Source organism: Desulfomicrobium salsuginis (genome assembly GCF_054657795.1).
Genome location: NZ_BAAHYA010000002.1, coordinates 154,845 through 168,745, shown reverse-complemented (window position 1 = coordinate 168,745; position 13,901 = coordinate 154,845). Strand labels below are relative to the sequence as shown.

14 protein-coding genes and 1 riboswitch are annotated in these 13,901 nt (G+C 65.9%); of the genes, 3 read left to right on the top strand and 11 right to left on the bottom strand.

The window, feature by feature from the left end; translation table 11 throughout:
• Positions 1-109: 109 nt before the first annotated feature.
• A riboswitch (FMN riboswitch) is annotated at positions 110-258 on the top strand.
• A 73-nt stretch (positions 259-331) separates the two neighbouring features.
• From ribB to ACYQ3G_RS08035, 3 genes are all read left to right on the top strand, one after another.
• The gene (ribB, locus tag ACYQ3G_RS08045; RefSeq protein WP_459824574.1) at positions 332-988 is read left to right on the top strand and encodes a 3,4-dihydroxy-2-butanone-4-phosphate synthase; all 657 of its coding nucleotides are present in this window, start codon (positions 332-334) and stop codon (positions 986-988) included.
• An 87-nt stretch (positions 989-1,075) separates the two neighbouring features.
• A complete protein-coding gene (gene ybaK, locus ACYQ3G_RS08040; protein WP_459824571.1) occupies positions 1,076-1,540 on the top strand; it encodes a Cys-tRNA(Pro) deacylase in 465 nt (154 codons plus the stop codon).
• 297 nt (positions 1,541-1,837) lie between these two features.
• Positions 1,838-3,436 carry a nuclease-related domain-containing protein gene (locus ACYQ3G_RS08035; protein WP_459824568.1) on the top strand — a complete coding sequence of 533 codons (1,599 nt, stop codon included), beginning with the start codon at positions 1,838-1,840 and terminating at the stop codon, positions 3,434-3,436.
• A 153-nt stretch (positions 3,437-3,589) separates the two neighbouring features.
• Here the strand turns inward: ACYQ3G_RS08035 and ACYQ3G_RS08030 are convergent, their stop codons facing one another.
• The 11 genes from ACYQ3G_RS08030 to ACYQ3G_RS07980 all read right to left on the bottom strand — a co-directional run bounded on the left by ACYQ3G_RS08030 (position 3,590) and on the right by ACYQ3G_RS07980 (position 13,895).
• Positions 3,590-4,066 carry a ferritin-like domain-containing protein gene (locus ACYQ3G_RS08030; protein ID WP_459824565.1) on the bottom strand — a complete coding sequence of 159 codons (477 nt, stop codon included), beginning with the start codon at positions 4,064-4,066 and terminating at the stop codon, positions 3,590-3,592.
• Positions 4,067-4,075: 9 nt separating this feature from the next.
• Entirely contained in the window at positions 4,076-4,906 is an 831-nt protein-coding gene (locus tag ACYQ3G_RS08025; protein ID WP_459824562.1) for an FAD/NAD(P)-binding protein, read from the bottom strand.
• Positions 4,903-5,931 (bottom strand): 4Fe-4S dicluster domain-containing protein, encoded by a 1,029-nt coding sequence (locus ACYQ3G_RS08020; RefSeq protein WP_459824559.1) that lies wholly within the window; start codon positions 5,929-5,931, stop codon positions 4,903-4,905. Before ACYQ3G_RS08020 ends, ACYQ3G_RS08025 begins: the two co-directional genes overlap by 4 nt.
• Positions 5,931-6,887, bottom strand: coding sequence for a 4Fe-4S dicluster domain-containing protein (locus ACYQ3G_RS08015; RefSeq protein WP_459824556.1), 957 nt, complete (start codon positions 6,885-6,887; stop codon positions 5,931-5,933). The genes ACYQ3G_RS08020 and ACYQ3G_RS08015 overlap by 1 nt, the downstream gene beginning before the upstream one ends.
• A gap of 8 nt (positions 6,888-6,895) precedes the next feature.
• The gene (locus tag ACYQ3G_RS08010; protein WP_028577380.1) at positions 6,896-7,399 is read right to left on the bottom strand and encodes a hydrogenase iron-sulfur subunit; all 504 of its coding nucleotides are present in this window, start codon (positions 7,397-7,399) and stop codon (positions 6,896-6,898) included.
• Positions 7,366-9,348 (bottom strand): 4Fe-4S binding protein, encoded by a 1,983-nt coding sequence (locus tag ACYQ3G_RS08005; protein WP_459824553.1) that lies wholly within the window; start codon positions 9,346-9,348, stop codon positions 7,366-7,368. Before ACYQ3G_RS08005 ends, ACYQ3G_RS08010 begins: the two co-directional genes overlap by 34 nt.
• A 10-nt stretch (positions 9,349-9,358) precedes the next feature.
• Positions 9,359-10,243: a CoB--CoM heterodisulfide reductase iron-sulfur subunit B family protein gene (locus tag ACYQ3G_RS08000; protein ID WP_459824550.1), complete on the bottom strand. Its 885-nt coding sequence runs from the start codon at positions 10,241-10,243 to the stop codon at positions 9,359-9,361.
• Entirely contained in the window at positions 10,236-10,796 is a 561-nt protein-coding gene (locus ACYQ3G_RS07995) for a 4Fe-4S dicluster domain-containing protein (protein ID WP_028577383.1), read from the bottom strand. The genes ACYQ3G_RS08000 and ACYQ3G_RS07995 overlap by 8 nt, the downstream gene beginning before the upstream one ends.
• A gap of 337 nt (positions 10,797-11,133) precedes the next feature.
• Positions 11,134-12,546 carry a dihydrolipoyl dehydrogenase gene (lpdA, locus tag ACYQ3G_RS07990; RefSeq protein ID WP_459824546.1) on the bottom strand — a complete coding sequence of 471 codons (1,413 nt, stop codon included), beginning with the start codon at positions 12,544-12,546 and terminating at the stop codon, positions 11,134-11,136.
• A 115-nt stretch (positions 12,547-12,661) separates the two neighbouring features.
• Positions 12,662-13,048, bottom strand: coding sequence for a glycine cleavage system protein GcvH (gcvH, locus tag ACYQ3G_RS07985; RefSeq protein ID WP_459824543.1), 387 nt, complete (start codon positions 13,046-13,048; stop codon positions 12,662-12,664).
• Between the two features lie 25 nt (positions 13,049-13,073).
• On the bottom strand, positions 13,074-13,895 hold the full coding sequence (locus ACYQ3G_RS07980; protein ID WP_459824540.1) for a thioredoxin domain-containing protein: 822 nt from the start codon (positions 13,893-13,895) through the stop codon (positions 13,074-13,076).
• Positions 13,896-13,901 lie beyond the last annotated feature (6 nt).

Below are 13,901 nucleotides of genomic sequence, written 5' to 3'. Positions count from 1 at the left end.
GCATGTACGAGGACCCTACCCCCTTCCCTTCCGGGAGGCAACGCCTGAGTTCGACCTTCCTCCCGAGGGCTTCCGGGCGTTGACAGCGGGACCGTCCGCACGCATGATGCGCGCTTCTCAGGGCGGGGTGGAAGTCCCCACCGGCGGTGTCCCGCGCGTGCGCGGGGAGCCCGCGAGCGCTCCCGGAGGTCCGGGAGGTCAGCAGATCCGGTGAGAAGCCGGAGCCGACGGTTACAGTCCGGATGAAAGAGAAAGACGGCCGCCGTCCGCGTGCGCGGGCGGTTCTTTCCGGCCGCGCCCTGGTTCACGCCCAATTTCCAAGGAGAGCAACGTGAATCAGACCTCCCCCACTATCGACGGCATCCCCTCCCGCGACCGCGTGGCGCGGGCCCTCCAGGCCCTGCGCGCAGGCCGGGGGGTGCTGGTCACGGACAACGAGAACCGCGAAAACGAGGGCGACCTCATCTTCGCGGCCGAGTCCCTGACCACCTCCCAGATGGCCATGCTCATCCGCGAGTGCAGCGGCATCGTCTGCCTCTGCCTGCCCGACGAAAAAGTCCGGGCCCTGGACCTGCCCCCCATGGTCGGCCACAACTCCAGCCGGTACCAGACGGCCTTCACCGTCTCCATCGAGGCCGCCGAGGGCGTGACCACGGGCGTGTCCGCCGCCGACCGCCTGCGCACGGTCCAGGCCGCCATCGCCGACGACGCCCGGCCGGGCGACCTGAACCGCCCAGGCCACATCTTCCCGTTGCGGGCCAGACCGGGCGGAGTGCTGGAGCGCGAGGGGCACACCGAAGCCACGGTGGACCTCATGCGCCTGGCGGGCCTCAAGCCCTACGGCGTGCTGTGCGAGCTGACCAACGAGGACGGGACCATGGCCCGCATGCCCCAGATCCGGGAGTTCGGGCGGCGTCACGACCTGCCGGTGGTGACCATCGACGATCTCAAGGAATACATCCAGGACGCGGCCCGGGCCGCCGTCTGACCCAACCGCCGCGGAGCCCTCGCCGGCGCTCCGCGGCGCTCATGACCGGCCTGGACTTTTGACCGGCCGCTCTGTACGCGAACTGCCATGACTCCCGCCATCAACGCCGCCAAGAAAGCGAAAATCGCCTTCACCGTCCACGAGTACACGCACGACCCGGCCTGCGCCTCCTACGGACTGGAAGCCGCGGAAAAGCTGAACATCGATCCCGCGCGGGTCTTCAAGACCCTGGTCGCGGACCTCGGCGGCGAACTCGTCGTGGCAATCATCCCCGTGGAAGCCATGCTCGGCCTCAAGAACCTGGCCAAGGCCGCCGGGTCCAAGAAGGCGGCCATGGCCGACAAGGCCCTGGTCGAGCGGACCACGGGCTACGTCCTGGGCGGCGTCAGCCCACTGGGCCAGAAGAAGCGCCTGCGCACCTTCATCGACGCCTCCGCCCAATCCCTCCCGACCATGCACGTCAGCGCCGGTCGCCGCGGCCTGGAGATCGAGCTCGCCCCGGCCGACCTAACGCGGCTGACAGGCGGGACCTTCGCCGACCTGCGCCAGTAACCCCAACGGCGTTCAGCCTTCGGCGCCGTACCACACACCAATTTGCGCGAAACCGCGCCGTCTCGCACCGCCATGGACCGGCCGCGGCCCGCATTACGCCGATCAGGCCTGATCGGCCGAACCGCCACACCCGTACGGACTCCACCATCATCATGTCCGACAGAGCCACGCCATGCACGATGCGGCATGACGAAACGGCGCGAATTGTCTGACACGCATTTCCCTTGACTTTTTTCCTCCACCAATGCTTAAGCAAACAAGTCATACTCATAAACACGCACGACTTCCCAGGACGCGATGGCATACATCTACGGTAGCCATGGACGAGACGGCATCGCCCCTCCCTGTGCAGGGCGCACGGATATCCTTCTGCGCATCGCCCTGCCCCTGCTTTTCCTTTTCGCCCTCGCGTCGGCGGGCTTGCATGCCTTTCTGCATGGCGGCTACGTCATCACGGCGCTCTTCGCTATTTTCTTCGTTTTCCTGCTGCTTCGCTTCGAAGAACTCGGCCTGACGCTGGCCCTGCGTCTCTCGGGAGCCGACGCCGCGGCCCGCGCCAACGGCATCGTGGCCAGGACGCTGCGCCTCCTGCCCGAAGGGTACCATGTCTTCCACGGCCTGGAGTTCGACGGCGTGCGCATCGACCACGCCGTTGTCGGCCCGGGCGGCTTCTTCCTCATCGCGGTCCAATCGAACATCGGCAGGATCACGGAGGCCCGCGAATCGCTGCGGCTGAACGGATGGCCGTTCCTGGGGGACCTCATCGGCAGAAGCTGGCGCCAATCCCGCGCGCTGCTGCGCCGTCTGGACCTGGAGAATTCCGGTGCCGTGCAGGTCTGCCCCGTGCTGTGCTTCAGCCGGGGAAGCGTCGAGACGGGACGTCTCGTGCGCGGCGTGATGGTCGCCCAGGCCTCGACCCTCGTGCGCATGATCCTCGAACACGAAAGCCCGTTGTCGAGCGAAAAGGTCCTGCAGCTCACCGACAAGCTCGCGCCCCTCGTGCGCGACGGGACGACGGAACCCGAGGCCACGCACCGCGACGCGCTCGGCGGCATGGACGACGGACTCTTCGGCGCCACGGCCCAGCGACCGGCCTGCAGCAAATGCCGGCATACGCCGAGCGACCTGGAAGCCCACCTGTTCCCCAACGAATGCCCACGATGCGGCCGCCTGTACGCTCACGGACACGCAGAGGAACCGACCGCCCTCGCGTCGCCCCGCACGTCCACCGCGGCCGTGGCGGCCACCTGCCTGATCGTCGCCGCCGGCTCCGCCCTGCTGGCCTATCAGGCCGGCCTGTTCGACCAGGGCAGTCCCGTCACCATCCAGGCCGCGGCGGACGCGGACAACGCCTCACAGCAGGCCGCTGAGGTCGCCCTGGCCCCTGCCGCGCCGACCGCGACTCCCCCCCTGACGACGCGGCCATCGTCAGCGACGCAGGTCGCAGAAAAAACCGCCGGCCCCGCCGAAGCTGACGTCCTGGAACCGGAAAACCAGACCCCGGACGCATCCGACAGCGTGCAGAGCGTCAACGCCGATGACCGGGAATCCCACGCATCGCCATCGCCATCCGAACCCGCCCGCGAATCCGCCGCCAACGCCCCGGTCGGCGACGTGAACGCCACAGCCGGGACGCAAACCCAGCCCGCGCCCGCCGAACCAAAGAACCTCACCCCAGCCGAAGGAATTCTGACCATCGTCACCGCCAGGCCCACGACCCTGGTGCTGACCAACGACCAGACCTCGAAGCGTTTCGGCCCCTACGAAACCAGACCCCGCAAGGCCCTCGACATCGTCCTGCCCAAAGGCTGCTACTCCGTGGTCCTCGTGGACAGCGGACGGCGCAGGCAGACCACCGTGAGCTTCCTCGGCGACACGGGCCGGCTCGAATTCTAGCAGGGCCGCATCGCCGCGACCTTGTCCAGATACGCCGGGTCCTCACCGTGCGCACGCTACCATGCACGGCGGGTCAGCCTACACGTCGAAGAACCAAATAAATAGGGCCCCCGGACTTTCGCCCGGGGGCCCCGCAAGGAGGAGAAAGCGTTCTTACTTGCGCAGCATGCTCGCCAGGAGGCGCAGGTGGGAGCGCTCCTCGTCGATGCAGGCCTTGATGTATTTCTTTTCCCCTTCGGGCACGAACTCCTGCATCTCCACGAAGAAAAGGATCGTGTCCTTCTCGAAGCCCATGGCCGTCTCAATGGCCTCCTCGGCCGTGCCCATGAACTGCTTCAGATGGTCCACGTCGCCCAGGCGGAACAGGGTGTGGGAGTCGAGCAGGAACTTCAGGTAGTCCACATACTCGTCCTCCTCGGCCCAGGCCGGGAGTTCCACCTCGCCCACGCGCTCGTAGAGCTTGGCGAAGATCTCGCGGTGCTTGGTCTCTTCCTTGGCCAGGAAGGAGAACAGGTCTTTTAATTTCGGCTCTGTGGTGGTCTCGACTAAACGGTTGTAGAAGACTTCGCCACGGGTCTCGACTTCCTGGGCGGCCAGGAGAATGTCCGTCGCCTTGAATATTCCTGCCATGATAGTCTCCTAAAGTTCCGAAGGCAGCTCTTTGAGCTGGGCGTAGGTGAAGACGGGACCGTCGATGCACACGTATTTCGTGCCGATGTTGCAGCGCCCGCAGATGCCCACGCCGCATTTCATGCGCTTTTCGAGCGTTGTGATGATGTTTTCATCCTCGAAGCCCAGTTTCTTGAGAGCCTGCAGGGTGAACTTGATCATGATGGGCGGACCGCAGGTGATGGCCACGGTGTTCTTGGGCTTGGGGTTGATCTCGAGCAGCACGTTGGGGATGAGCCCGACCTTGTGCTCCCAGCCCTCGGACGGGTTGTCGATGGTCAGGACGGTGTTGACGTCCTTGCGGCTCGTCCACTCGGGCAGTTCGGCCTTGTAGGTCAGGTCGGCCGGGCTGCGCGCGCCGTAGAGAAGCGTGATGTCTTTGTAATCCTTGCGGTTGTCGAGCATGTAGGTGAACAGGGTCCGCAAAGGGGCCATGCCGATGCCGCCGCCCACGAAGACGATGTTCTTGCCCTTCAGGTCTTCGAGGGGGAAGGAGTTGCCCAAGGGGGCGCGCACGCCGATCTGATCGCCGGGCTGCAGCTGGTGCAGGCGGGTGGTCACCTCGCCGACGCGCATGACGCTGAACTGCAGGTAGTCCTTGCGGGTCGGGGAGGAGTTGATGACGAAGGTCGACTCGCCCACGCCGAAGACCGAGAGCTGCCCCACCTGGCCGGGCCGGAAGGTGAAGTCCTTCATGCGCTGCTCGTTGTTGAGCACGATGCGGAAGGTCTTGATGTTGTGCGTCTCCTGGATCACCTCGACGATGGTGGCCATGTCCGGGAGATAGGGATTGGCGTTCATTCGGCGTACTCCTGTGCGGCGTTGACGATCTGCCGGATATCGACCCCGGCGGGACACTGCTTGATGCACCGGCCGCACCCGCAGCAGGCGATGACGCCCTTGTGCAGGTCCGGATAGTAGCTGAACTTGTGCCCGACGCGGTTCTTCAGACGATGGGCCTTGGTCGAGCGCGGGTTGTGGCCGCTGCCCTCCAGGGTGAAGGTGTGGGACATGCAGTTGTCCCAGGTGCGGATGCGCTGGCTGGAGAGGCCCAGGTCGTCGTCCGTGATGTTGAAGCAGTAGCAGGTCGGGCACATGTAGGTGCAGGCCCCGCAGGAGATGCACTTGGCCGACTGGGCCAGCCAGAAGTCCATGTCATCGAAACGCGCCAGGAGCTTGGCCGGGGCCGACGCGTAGTCGTGGGCCTCGCCCATCAGCTCGCGCGCATTGGCGTTCTTGGCGTCGGCCTCCTTGCCCTTGTCGCCGGCGTCGGTGAACAGGGCCATCTTCATGATCTCCTCGCCCTCGGGCGTGACGGAGCGGGCCACGTAGCCCTCGCCCACCAGGGTCAGGAGCACGTCGGAGCCGCTCGGGTCGGCCGGGCCGCTGCCCACGCTGTGGCAGAAGCAGGTCGTCTCGGGGCGGTCGCAGGCCAGGGAGATGAAGACCGTGTTTTGGCGGCGCTGCAGGTAGTACGGGTCCTTGATCTTGTCGGTCTCGTAGACCGGGTCGAAGATCAGCTTGCCGCGCGCCCCGCAGGGACGGCAGCCGATGACCACGTTCTTGCCCTCGGGCAGGGTCTCGACGATCTCCGGTTTTTTCTCGGGGATTTCGCGCTTGACCACCAGCAGGGTCTCGGTCTGCGGGAAGGTCGCGGCCTTGGGGGACACGGCGGCCATGCGGGAGTGCAGGTCCATGACCATGCCCGGCTGGAAGCGGCGGAAGGTCACGGTGCCGCAGTCCGCCACGGGCGCCAGCACGCGGCAGGTGGCGGCCAGTTCCCCGGCCAGGCGGTTCAGGTTTTCCTTGGTGATGAATTTTTCCATTACCAGCCTCGCTCGTTGATGCGCTCTTCCTCGACCTTGAAGGTCAGGAGCGGCGGTGTCTGATCAAGGGCCTTGCCGGCCTCGTGCTGGAACACGTCCTTGACCTGCTTGTTCATGTAGCGCCGCAGGAGCATGAGCGGGATGTCCACGGGACAGGCCCGCTCGCATTCGCCGCACTCGGTGCAGCGCCCGGCCAGATGGGACACGTGGATCATCTGGAACATCATGTTCTCGGACGGCAGGTTCTCCTGGCTGACCCACAGGGGATCGCGGCTGGTCGCGATGCAGTAGTCGCGGCAGACGCACATGGGGCAGGCGTTGCGGCAGGCGTAGCAGCGGATGCAGCGGCCCATGGTCTCCTGCCAGAAGGCGAACTTCTCGGCGTCGGACCTGGCCTCGAACTCTTCCTGGCACTTCAGGCTCGCGGCCGGGGCCGGGGTGTGGGGCTTGCCTACCAGGACGTCGGAGACGATGGCGTCGGGGGCGTCGCAGACCGCGCACTTGTCGGCGCGGATGTCGGCCAGCTTCAGGGTGGCCGACTGGCCCGCCACCGTGATCTTGAGAGCGTCGTCGCCGACCTCCACGGATTCGACGAAGCCCGGGTCCGCCGGCAGGGCCGCGCGGATCTTGCGCTGACTGACCACGCCGTCGCAGCACAGGCCGAAGATGACGACGTCTTCGCGGTTGATGAGCGTTTCGTTCATCAACTCGATGACGCTCTTGCTGTCGCAGCCCTTGACCACGACGCCGACCTTCTTGCCCTTGAAGCCCGTCAGGTAGGTGGCCAGGTTGTGCACGGCCAAGGGGCCTATGATGAGCCGGTCCAGATCGGCTTCGGAGCGGATGAAGAGCGGCGTGGCGTGGAGCGGGTCGTAGCCCTGCTCCCAGCCGATGACGCACTCGAGCTCGCCGAGCTGGCTCTTGATGGCTGTCTTGAGATCATCCAATTGGGACATGTGTCCTCCTATGCTTGAATCGAACCGTGACAGGGGCATCCCTGCCCCTGGCTGGCCTTCACGGCCAGAGCGTTCCAGTCCACGTCGCTTTTCGGGTTGAAGCTCGGCGCGGGGCCGAGTTCGTGGATGCGGCGGGTGAACTCCGTGACCACGTGCTGCCAGCGCTGCCCTTCCGAAGCCGAGACCCAGGTGTACTCGAAGCGGCGCTCGTCGATGCCCGTGATGGGCAGGAAGCGCTTGAGCATTTCCAGGCGGCGCCGGGCGTAGAAGTTGCCCTCGGCGTAGTGGCAGTCGCGCGGATGGCAGCCCGAGACCAGCACGCCGTCGGCCCCGTTCATGAGGGCGCGGACGATGAAGAGCGGGTCGATGCGGCCCGAACAGGGGACGCGGATGATGCGCAGGTCCGTGGGCTGCGTGAACCGCCCCACTCCCGCCGTGTCCGCGCCGCCGTAGGAGCACCAGTTACACAGGAAGCCTACTATTCGAAGTTCGCGAACATCTTGGGCGGGCATAAGGCATTCACCTCCGCGAGGATCTGGTTATCTGTGAAGTGTTCGAGCTGGATGGCGCCCTGCGGGCAGGTCACCGTGCAGATGCCGCAGCCCTGGCAGACCGTGTCGATGACCTCGGCCTTGGGGTTGCCGAAGCGGTCCTGGACTGCCTTGATGGCGCCGAAGGGGCAGGTCTGGATGCACTTGCCGCAGCCCACGCAGCGGCCCGGGTTGACGCGCGAGACCGCCGGGTCGGACTCCAGCATGGCCTTGGACAGGAGGCCCAGGACCTTGGATGCGGCGGCGCTGCCCTGTCCGACCGAGGCCGGGATGTCCTTGGGACCCTGGCACGCGCCGGCCAGAAACACGCCGGCCGTGTTGGTCTCGACAGGCTTCAACTTGGGGTGGCTCTCGACGAAGAAGCCGTACTGGTCCGGGGCCACGCGCAGCTTTTCGCCCAGCTGCACCGCGCCCTTGGCGGACTCGGCGCCCACGGCCAGGACCACCAGGTCGGCCGGGACCTCGACCTGCGTGCCGGCCAGGGTATCGGCGCCGCGCACGACGAGCTTGTCGCCCTTGGGATAGATCATGGCCACGCGGCCGCGCACGTACTGCGCCCCGTACTCTTCCATGGCCCGGCGGACAAACTCGTCGTACAGCTTACCGGGGGAACGGATGTCCATGTAGAAGACGTAGGACTGGGAGTCCGGAATGTGGTCCTTGGTCAGGATGGCCTGCTTTGCCGTGTACATGCAGCAGAAACCCGAGCAGTACGGACGGTTCACGGACTTGTCGCGCGAACCCACGCACTGGATGAAGACCACGTTCTTGGGCTCCTTGCCGTCGGAGGGGCGCTTGATGTGCCCGCCCGTGGGGCCCGAGGCCGAAAGCAGACGCTCGTACTGCAGGGACGTGATGACGTCCTTGTAGCGGCCCTCGCCGTACTGCGGGTACTTGTGCCAATCGAAGAGGTCGTAGCCCGTGGCCACGACGATGGCGCCCACGTCGACGTTGACCAGCTCGTCCTTCTGCTCGAAGTCGATGCACTTGACCGGGCAGACCTTGGCGCACAGCCCGCACTTGCCCTTGGTCAGCATCAGGCAGGAAGCGGCGTTGATGGCCGCTTTCTTGGGGATGGCCTGGGGGAACGGGATGTTGATGGACGGGGCGTTGCAGAGATTCTCGTTGAAGGGGTCCGGCATCTTGCGGCTGGGGCACTTCTCGACGCACAGGCCGCAGCCCGTGCATCTGGTCCAGTCGACGTACGTGGCCTTCCTGCGAATCGTGACCTGGAAGTTGCCGACGTAGCCGCCCACGCTCTCCAGCTCGGAGCAGGTGTAGAGGGTGATGTTGGGGTGCTGGGCGATGTCGACCATCTTGGGGCCGAGCACGCAGGACGAGCAGTCGACCGTGGGGAAGGTCTTGTCCAGCTTGGCCATCTTGCCGCCGATGCTCTGCTCGCGCTCGATCAGGACGACTTCCTGGCCGCCGTCGGCGCAGTCCAGGGCCGCCTGGATGCCGGCCACGCCGCCGCCGATGACCAGCACGCGCTTGGTCGTCTCGAAGCGCTTGGCCATGAGCGGCCGGTTGCGGCGCAGCTTCTCCACGGCCATGCGCACCAGTTCGGAGGCCTTGCCGGTATTGAGGTCCTTGGTCTTGCCAATCCAGGAGACGTGCTCGCGGATGTTGGCCATCTCGAACATGTAGCGGTTCAGACCGGCGCGCTCCACGGCGCGGCGGAAGGTCTGCTCGTGCATGCGCGGGGTGCAGGAGGCCACGACCACGCCGTCGAGGTTCTTGTCCTTGACCGCCTGGATGATGGCGTCCTGGCCCGGTTCGGAGCAGGCGTACATCGTGTCCGTGGAAAAGACCACGTCGGGGTAGGTCAGGGCGGTGGCCGCCACAGAGGGACAGTCCACGGTGCCGGCTATGTTGCTGCCGCAATGGCAGATGAAAACACCAATTCGCATCGCGCCCTCCCTACATGGCCTGCTGCGGTTGTTTGATCCTGCCCAGGGCAAGCCTCGGATCCACGCAGAGCTTCTCGAAGCCGAGCTCGGCGCGGTCGATCCCCAAGGCGTAGCCAAGGAGCTGGGTGTAGTAGAAAACCGGAATCCGGAAATTCTCGCGCAGGGCGTCGTTGATCTGCCCCTGACGCAGGTCCAGGTTCATCTGGCACAGCGGGCAGGCGGTCACGATGGCGTCGGCGCCAACGTCACGCGCGGCGTCCAGGAGCTTGCCGGACAGCCTGTGCACGATGTCCCCGCGGGGAATGCCGTACGAAGCGCCGCAGCACTCGACCTTCAGGGGGAACGGCACCACCTCGGCGCCCAGAAGCGCCATGAGGTTGTCCATGGCCATGGGGTTTTCGTGGTGGTCGAACTTCATGACCTCGGGCGGACGGTTCATGATGCAGCCGTAGTAGCAGGCGATCTTGATGCCCGAGAGGGGCTTGACGACCTTGCCCTTGATCAGGCCGGGGTCGACGTTCTCGGCCAGGACCTGCAGCACGGACTGGGTGTCCACGGCATTCCTGCACGGCACGTCCAGCAGGGCGTTGACCTTGTCCTTGAACTCCGGGTCGTCCATCTTGTGGGACGCGGTGCGCAGGTTGGTCAGGCAGCTGGGGCAGGGTGTGGTGGCCTTGGTCATGCCCATGGACTCGACCTGGGCCAGGTTGCGGGCCGACAGGGCGGCGGAGAGAACGTGATTGACGGTGTGGGCCGGCGTGGAGCCGCAGCAGCTCCAATCCGGGATGTCCACCAGCTCCACGTCCAGGGCCTTGCACACGGCGCGGGTGGACGTGTCGTATTCCAGAGACGTCCCCTGCCCGGAGCATCCCGGATAATACGCGATTTTAAGCATTTTTGCCTCCTTTGCGGAACCGCTCGAAAATGCGCGCCACCTGCTCGCGGCCCTGGATCGGGTGCGGCTTGAACGGCAGCTTGCCGCGCATGAGCACCTGCGGGGCGAGGTCGACATCGGTGAAGACGCGGCCCGAGCGGGTCATGTACGAAGCCATGAGACCCAGTTCGTAGGCACGCCCATGGCGTTCCACGGATTCGAGGAAGGAGTCGGCGAAGACCTTCACGGAACGCTCCGTGGCGTAGCCCTCCTCGCGCGCCATGTGCCGACAGACGTCCATGATCAGCGCCACGTCGATCTTGTTCGGACAGCGCGTGGTGCAGGACTGGCACGAGCCGCACAGCCAGATGGACCGGCATTTCAGGACTGCTTCCTTCTGCCCGGTCTGGACCAGACGCATGATCTGGCTGACCGAATAGTCGTAGGCGAAGGTGTACGGGCATCCGGCCGTACAGTTGCCGCACTGGTAGCAGGTCTTGACATTCTGGTGGCTGCGGGCTTCGACCTCGGCAGTGAAGCCCTGGTCGGCATCAGCGAGATTAAAGATTTGCATAGGCATACCCAACTTTGCGGTAAGGAACGGCGAGCCGTCCGGTTGAGAGGAAACCCGTCCCGGGGAAGCAGTGTACCGGATGCACCTTTTTGACACACCGCCGACACGGACGGATGACCCAAAGTGATACACAGATTCCCCCTAACTCCCCAGTTTTCGGGACTTGGGATATCTTTTAAGCAGATTCAATGCCATAGTCCCCGGAACAGGCGCTTGTCCAGCCCCGGTCCTGTCCCGGACAGCGGCCGCGACAGCCGGCACTGGCGGTTTGAGGGAAAAAATGCATTTCCGGGGGCATGCCCAAATCGGCATGCCCCCGGAAGTGATGACGCGGGGCCTAGAGCAGGTGCGCCGTTTCGAAGATCCCTTCCGCCAAAGTGGGATGGGCGTGGATGGTCTTGGCCAGGTCCTTGGCCGATGCGCCGAGCTGCAAGGCCAGGGTCGGTTCGGCGATGATGTCCGAGACGTGCGCGCCGGCCAGGTGCGCGCCCAGCAGCTGGCCGCTGTCGGCGTCGACGACGAGCTTGAACACGCCGGCCAGTTCGCCCATGGCCTGGGCCTTGCCCAGTTCGCGGAAGTTGCTCTGGGGGCAGGTCACGTTGAAGCCTTTCTCCCGCGCCTGGGCCTCGGTCAGGCCCACCGTGGCCACTTCGGGCGAGGTGAAGACCGCCGCCGGTACCGCGGAGTAGTCCATGGCCTCGGAGGCGCCCAGACAGTTCCGCACCGCAACCATGCCCTCCACCGCCGCCACGTGGGCCAGCATGATGCGTGCGGGCCCCAGCACGTCACCCACGGCATAAATGCCCGGCACGGTGGTTTCGAGCTTCGCGTCGGCCTTGATCCAGCCGCGCTGGTCCGTCTCCACCCCGGCCCCGGCCAGGCCCAGGCCTGCGGTGTTGGGCACGCGGCCCACGGCCACCAGGACCACGTCGGCCTCCAGCACACTCTCCTTCTGCGCGGACGCGGGAAGATCCTTGACGAAGGGGGACGGACCGAGGGTCACCTGCACGCCGGCATCCGTCACTTCGGCCTTGGACGCCGTGCGGGCCAGCTCGCAGCCGATGCCGCGCTTCTTCATCTCGCGCTGGATGAGCCTGCTCAGGTCCGCGTCGATGGACGGGACGGGCAAAATGCGGTCCAGGCCCTCCACCACCGTGACCTTGGAGCCCAGGGCCTGAAAGATGAAGGCCAGCTCGCAGCCGATGACGCCGCCGCCGACCACGAGCATCCGGTTCGGGATGGTCTTGAGTTCCAGGGCGTCGTCGCTGGTGATGATGTGCGTGTGATCCACGGGCAGGGTCGGCAGATTGAGGGTGCTCGACCCCGTGGCGATGATGACCTTGTCCCCCGCCACCTCCTGCACCGCCCCGTCCGCGCCGTGCACGCGCACCAGGCCCGCGCTCACGACCTCGCCCCGGCCGCGCAGCAGCGTGACCTTGAGCTTGGCGCAGGTCTTTTCCAGGCCGCCGCGCAGGATCTCCGAAACCTTGTTCTTGCGGGCCACGATGGCCGGCATGTCCGGCCGGGCCTCGCCGCCTCCGCTGATGCCGAACTCGGCCAGACGGTGGGCCGTCTCCAGGGCCTCGGCCGAGGCCTTGAGGGTCTTGGTCGGGATGCAGCCCCAGTTCAGGCAGGTCCCGCCCATGTGGGCCGCTTCGACAAGGGTGACCTGCGCCCCGGCCTTGGCCGCGGCGAATGCGGCCGTGTACCCGCCGGGGCCGCCGCCGATGATGGTGATGCGTTGCGACATGGCAACCTCCTCGTGAGTGGATTGACTCCGGGCGACAGGGCGTCCCGGTTTGCGGAATCGTTCCCGGACCGGCCCGCAGAGTCGGCCCGGGAACAGGGAGGGAAACAGGGAAAGGTCAGGCCGATACGAGCCGGGCGTACTGGGCGGCCGTGATGGTCGCTTCGGACGCGTCGTCGGCCGTGATGCGCACCAGCCAGCCCGCGCCGTACGGGTCGGAGTTGACCAGTTCGGGCGTGTCGCTCAGGGCCGCGTTCACTTCCACCACGGTCCCCGAGAGGGGGATGATGGCCGGGGACACGACCTTGGCCGACTCGATCTCGGCGCAGGACACGCCCTGGGCGAAATGCGCGCCCGCTTCGGGCAGGTCGATGAAGATGACCTCGCCCAACTGGTCCTGGGCGAAATCGGTGATGCCGATGACGAAGGAGCCGTCACCGGCCTCCTTGGCCCAAAGGTGTTCGGCGTGGTAACGGCGGTCGTCGGGATAGGTCAGTGCGGACATGTCAATTCCTCCTTGGATGGAAAGATCAATGCGCCTCGGGCTTGCGGATCTCGGCCTTGACCAGGGTCGCGCGAGCCTTGGAGCGGTACGGCAGCAGGGCCTGATCTTCGAGCTTCTCCAGACCGGGAACCTGCTGCGCCTCGATGAACACGGGCAGCATGCGGTCCCCGTAGGCCTCGAAGACCATCTTCGCGGCCTCGGCAACCTCGACCGGCGTGACGCGGGTCATGGCCCCGCCCTCTCCCGCGTAGGCGGACACGACAAGGCGGATCAGGTGATCCTTGTGCCCGCGGGTCAGGGCGATGCTTCGCTTCAGGTCTTCCTGGGCGATCTCGCCGCCGGCGATGGCCGGGTACAAAGCGGCAGGCGCGACCACGTCGAGGACCATGCGGCTGACGTGCCCTTCGTCCAGCACGCGCTGCAGCAGGTCGGCGCGGCGTCCGTCGGCATGCAGCTCCACGGTCAGGCCGCCCTTGGCCAGCAGCCGCACCAGGGTCACGAAGTTGTCCTCCTGCCCGGCGGGACAGGCCGAAACGTTGAGGCCGGAAATCCAGCCGTGCAGCAGCTCGCTGCGCGTCACGCAGGCTTCGAGGACCCGGCCCGACAGCAGGTAGGCCAGAATCTCGCCCGTGCCCTGCCTGATGACCGTGCCGTCATCGAAAATGGGAAATTCCACGCCCTCGGGGTTGCGGTAGATGGAGGAGCGGTTGGCGCGATAATAGGTGTTGAAGATGTCCTTGTCGGCTTTGAAGTCGAAGGCAGTGTACTCGTGTCCGCGCTCGGCCAGGAATTCCTTGACGATCTTGCAGCGCAGGCAGTCGGGGGCGGTGTAGAGGGTGATGCTCATGGTCTT

What these genes read in the sequence shown, in the direction of transcription:
- ybaK (WP_459824571.1), top strand. Translation starts at nt 1,076, where the DNA reads ATGACTCCCGCCATCAACGCCGCCAAGAAAGCGAAAATCGCCTTCACC.
- ACYQ3G_RS08035 (WP_459824568.1), top strand. Translation starts at nt 1,838, where the DNA reads ATGGCATACATCTACGGTAGCCATGGACGAGACGGCATCGCCCCTCCC.
- ACYQ3G_RS08030 (WP_459824565.1), bottom strand. Translation starts at nt 4,066, where the DNA reads ATGGCAGGAATATTCAAGGCGACGGACATTCTCCTGGCCGCCCAGGAA.
- ACYQ3G_RS08025 (WP_459824562.1), bottom strand. Translation starts at nt 4,906, where the DNA reads ATGAACGCCAATCCCTATCTCCCGGACATGGCCACCATCGTCGAGGTG.
- ACYQ3G_RS08020 (WP_459824559.1), bottom strand. Translation starts at nt 5,931, where the DNA reads ATGGAAAAATTCATCACCAAGGAAAACCTGAACCGCCTGGCCGGGGAA.
- ACYQ3G_RS08015 (WP_459824556.1), bottom strand. Translation starts at nt 6,887, where the DNA reads ATGTCCCAATTGGATGATCTCAAGACAGCCATCAAGAGCCAGCTCGGC.
- ACYQ3G_RS08010 (WP_028577380.1), bottom strand. Translation starts at nt 7,399, where the DNA reads ATGCCCGCCCAAGATGTTCGCGAACTTCGAATAGTAGGCTTCCTGTGT.
- ACYQ3G_RS08005 (WP_459824553.1), bottom strand. Translation starts at nt 9,348, where the DNA reads ATGCGAATTGGTGTTTTCATCTGCCATTGCGGCAGCAACATAGCCGGC.
- ACYQ3G_RS08000 (WP_459824550.1), bottom strand. Translation starts at nt 10,243, where the DNA reads ATGCTTAAAATCGCGTATTATCCGGGATGCTCCGGGCAGGGGACGTCT.
- ACYQ3G_RS07995 (WP_028577383.1), bottom strand. Translation starts at nt 10,796, where the DNA reads ATGCAAATCTTTAATCTCGCTGATGCCGACCAGGGCTTCACTGCCGAG.
- lpdA (WP_459824546.1), bottom strand. Translation starts at nt 12,546, where the DNA reads ATGTCGCAACGCATCACCATCATCGGCGGCGGCCCCGGCGGGTACACG.
- gcvH (WP_459824543.1), bottom strand. Translation starts at nt 13,048, where the DNA reads ATGTCCGCACTGACCTATCCCGACGACCGCCGTTACCACGCCGAACAC.
- ACYQ3G_RS07980 (WP_459824540.1), bottom strand. Translation starts at nt 13,895, where the DNA reads ATGAGCATCACCCTCTACACCGCCCCCGACTGCCTGCGCTGCAAGATC.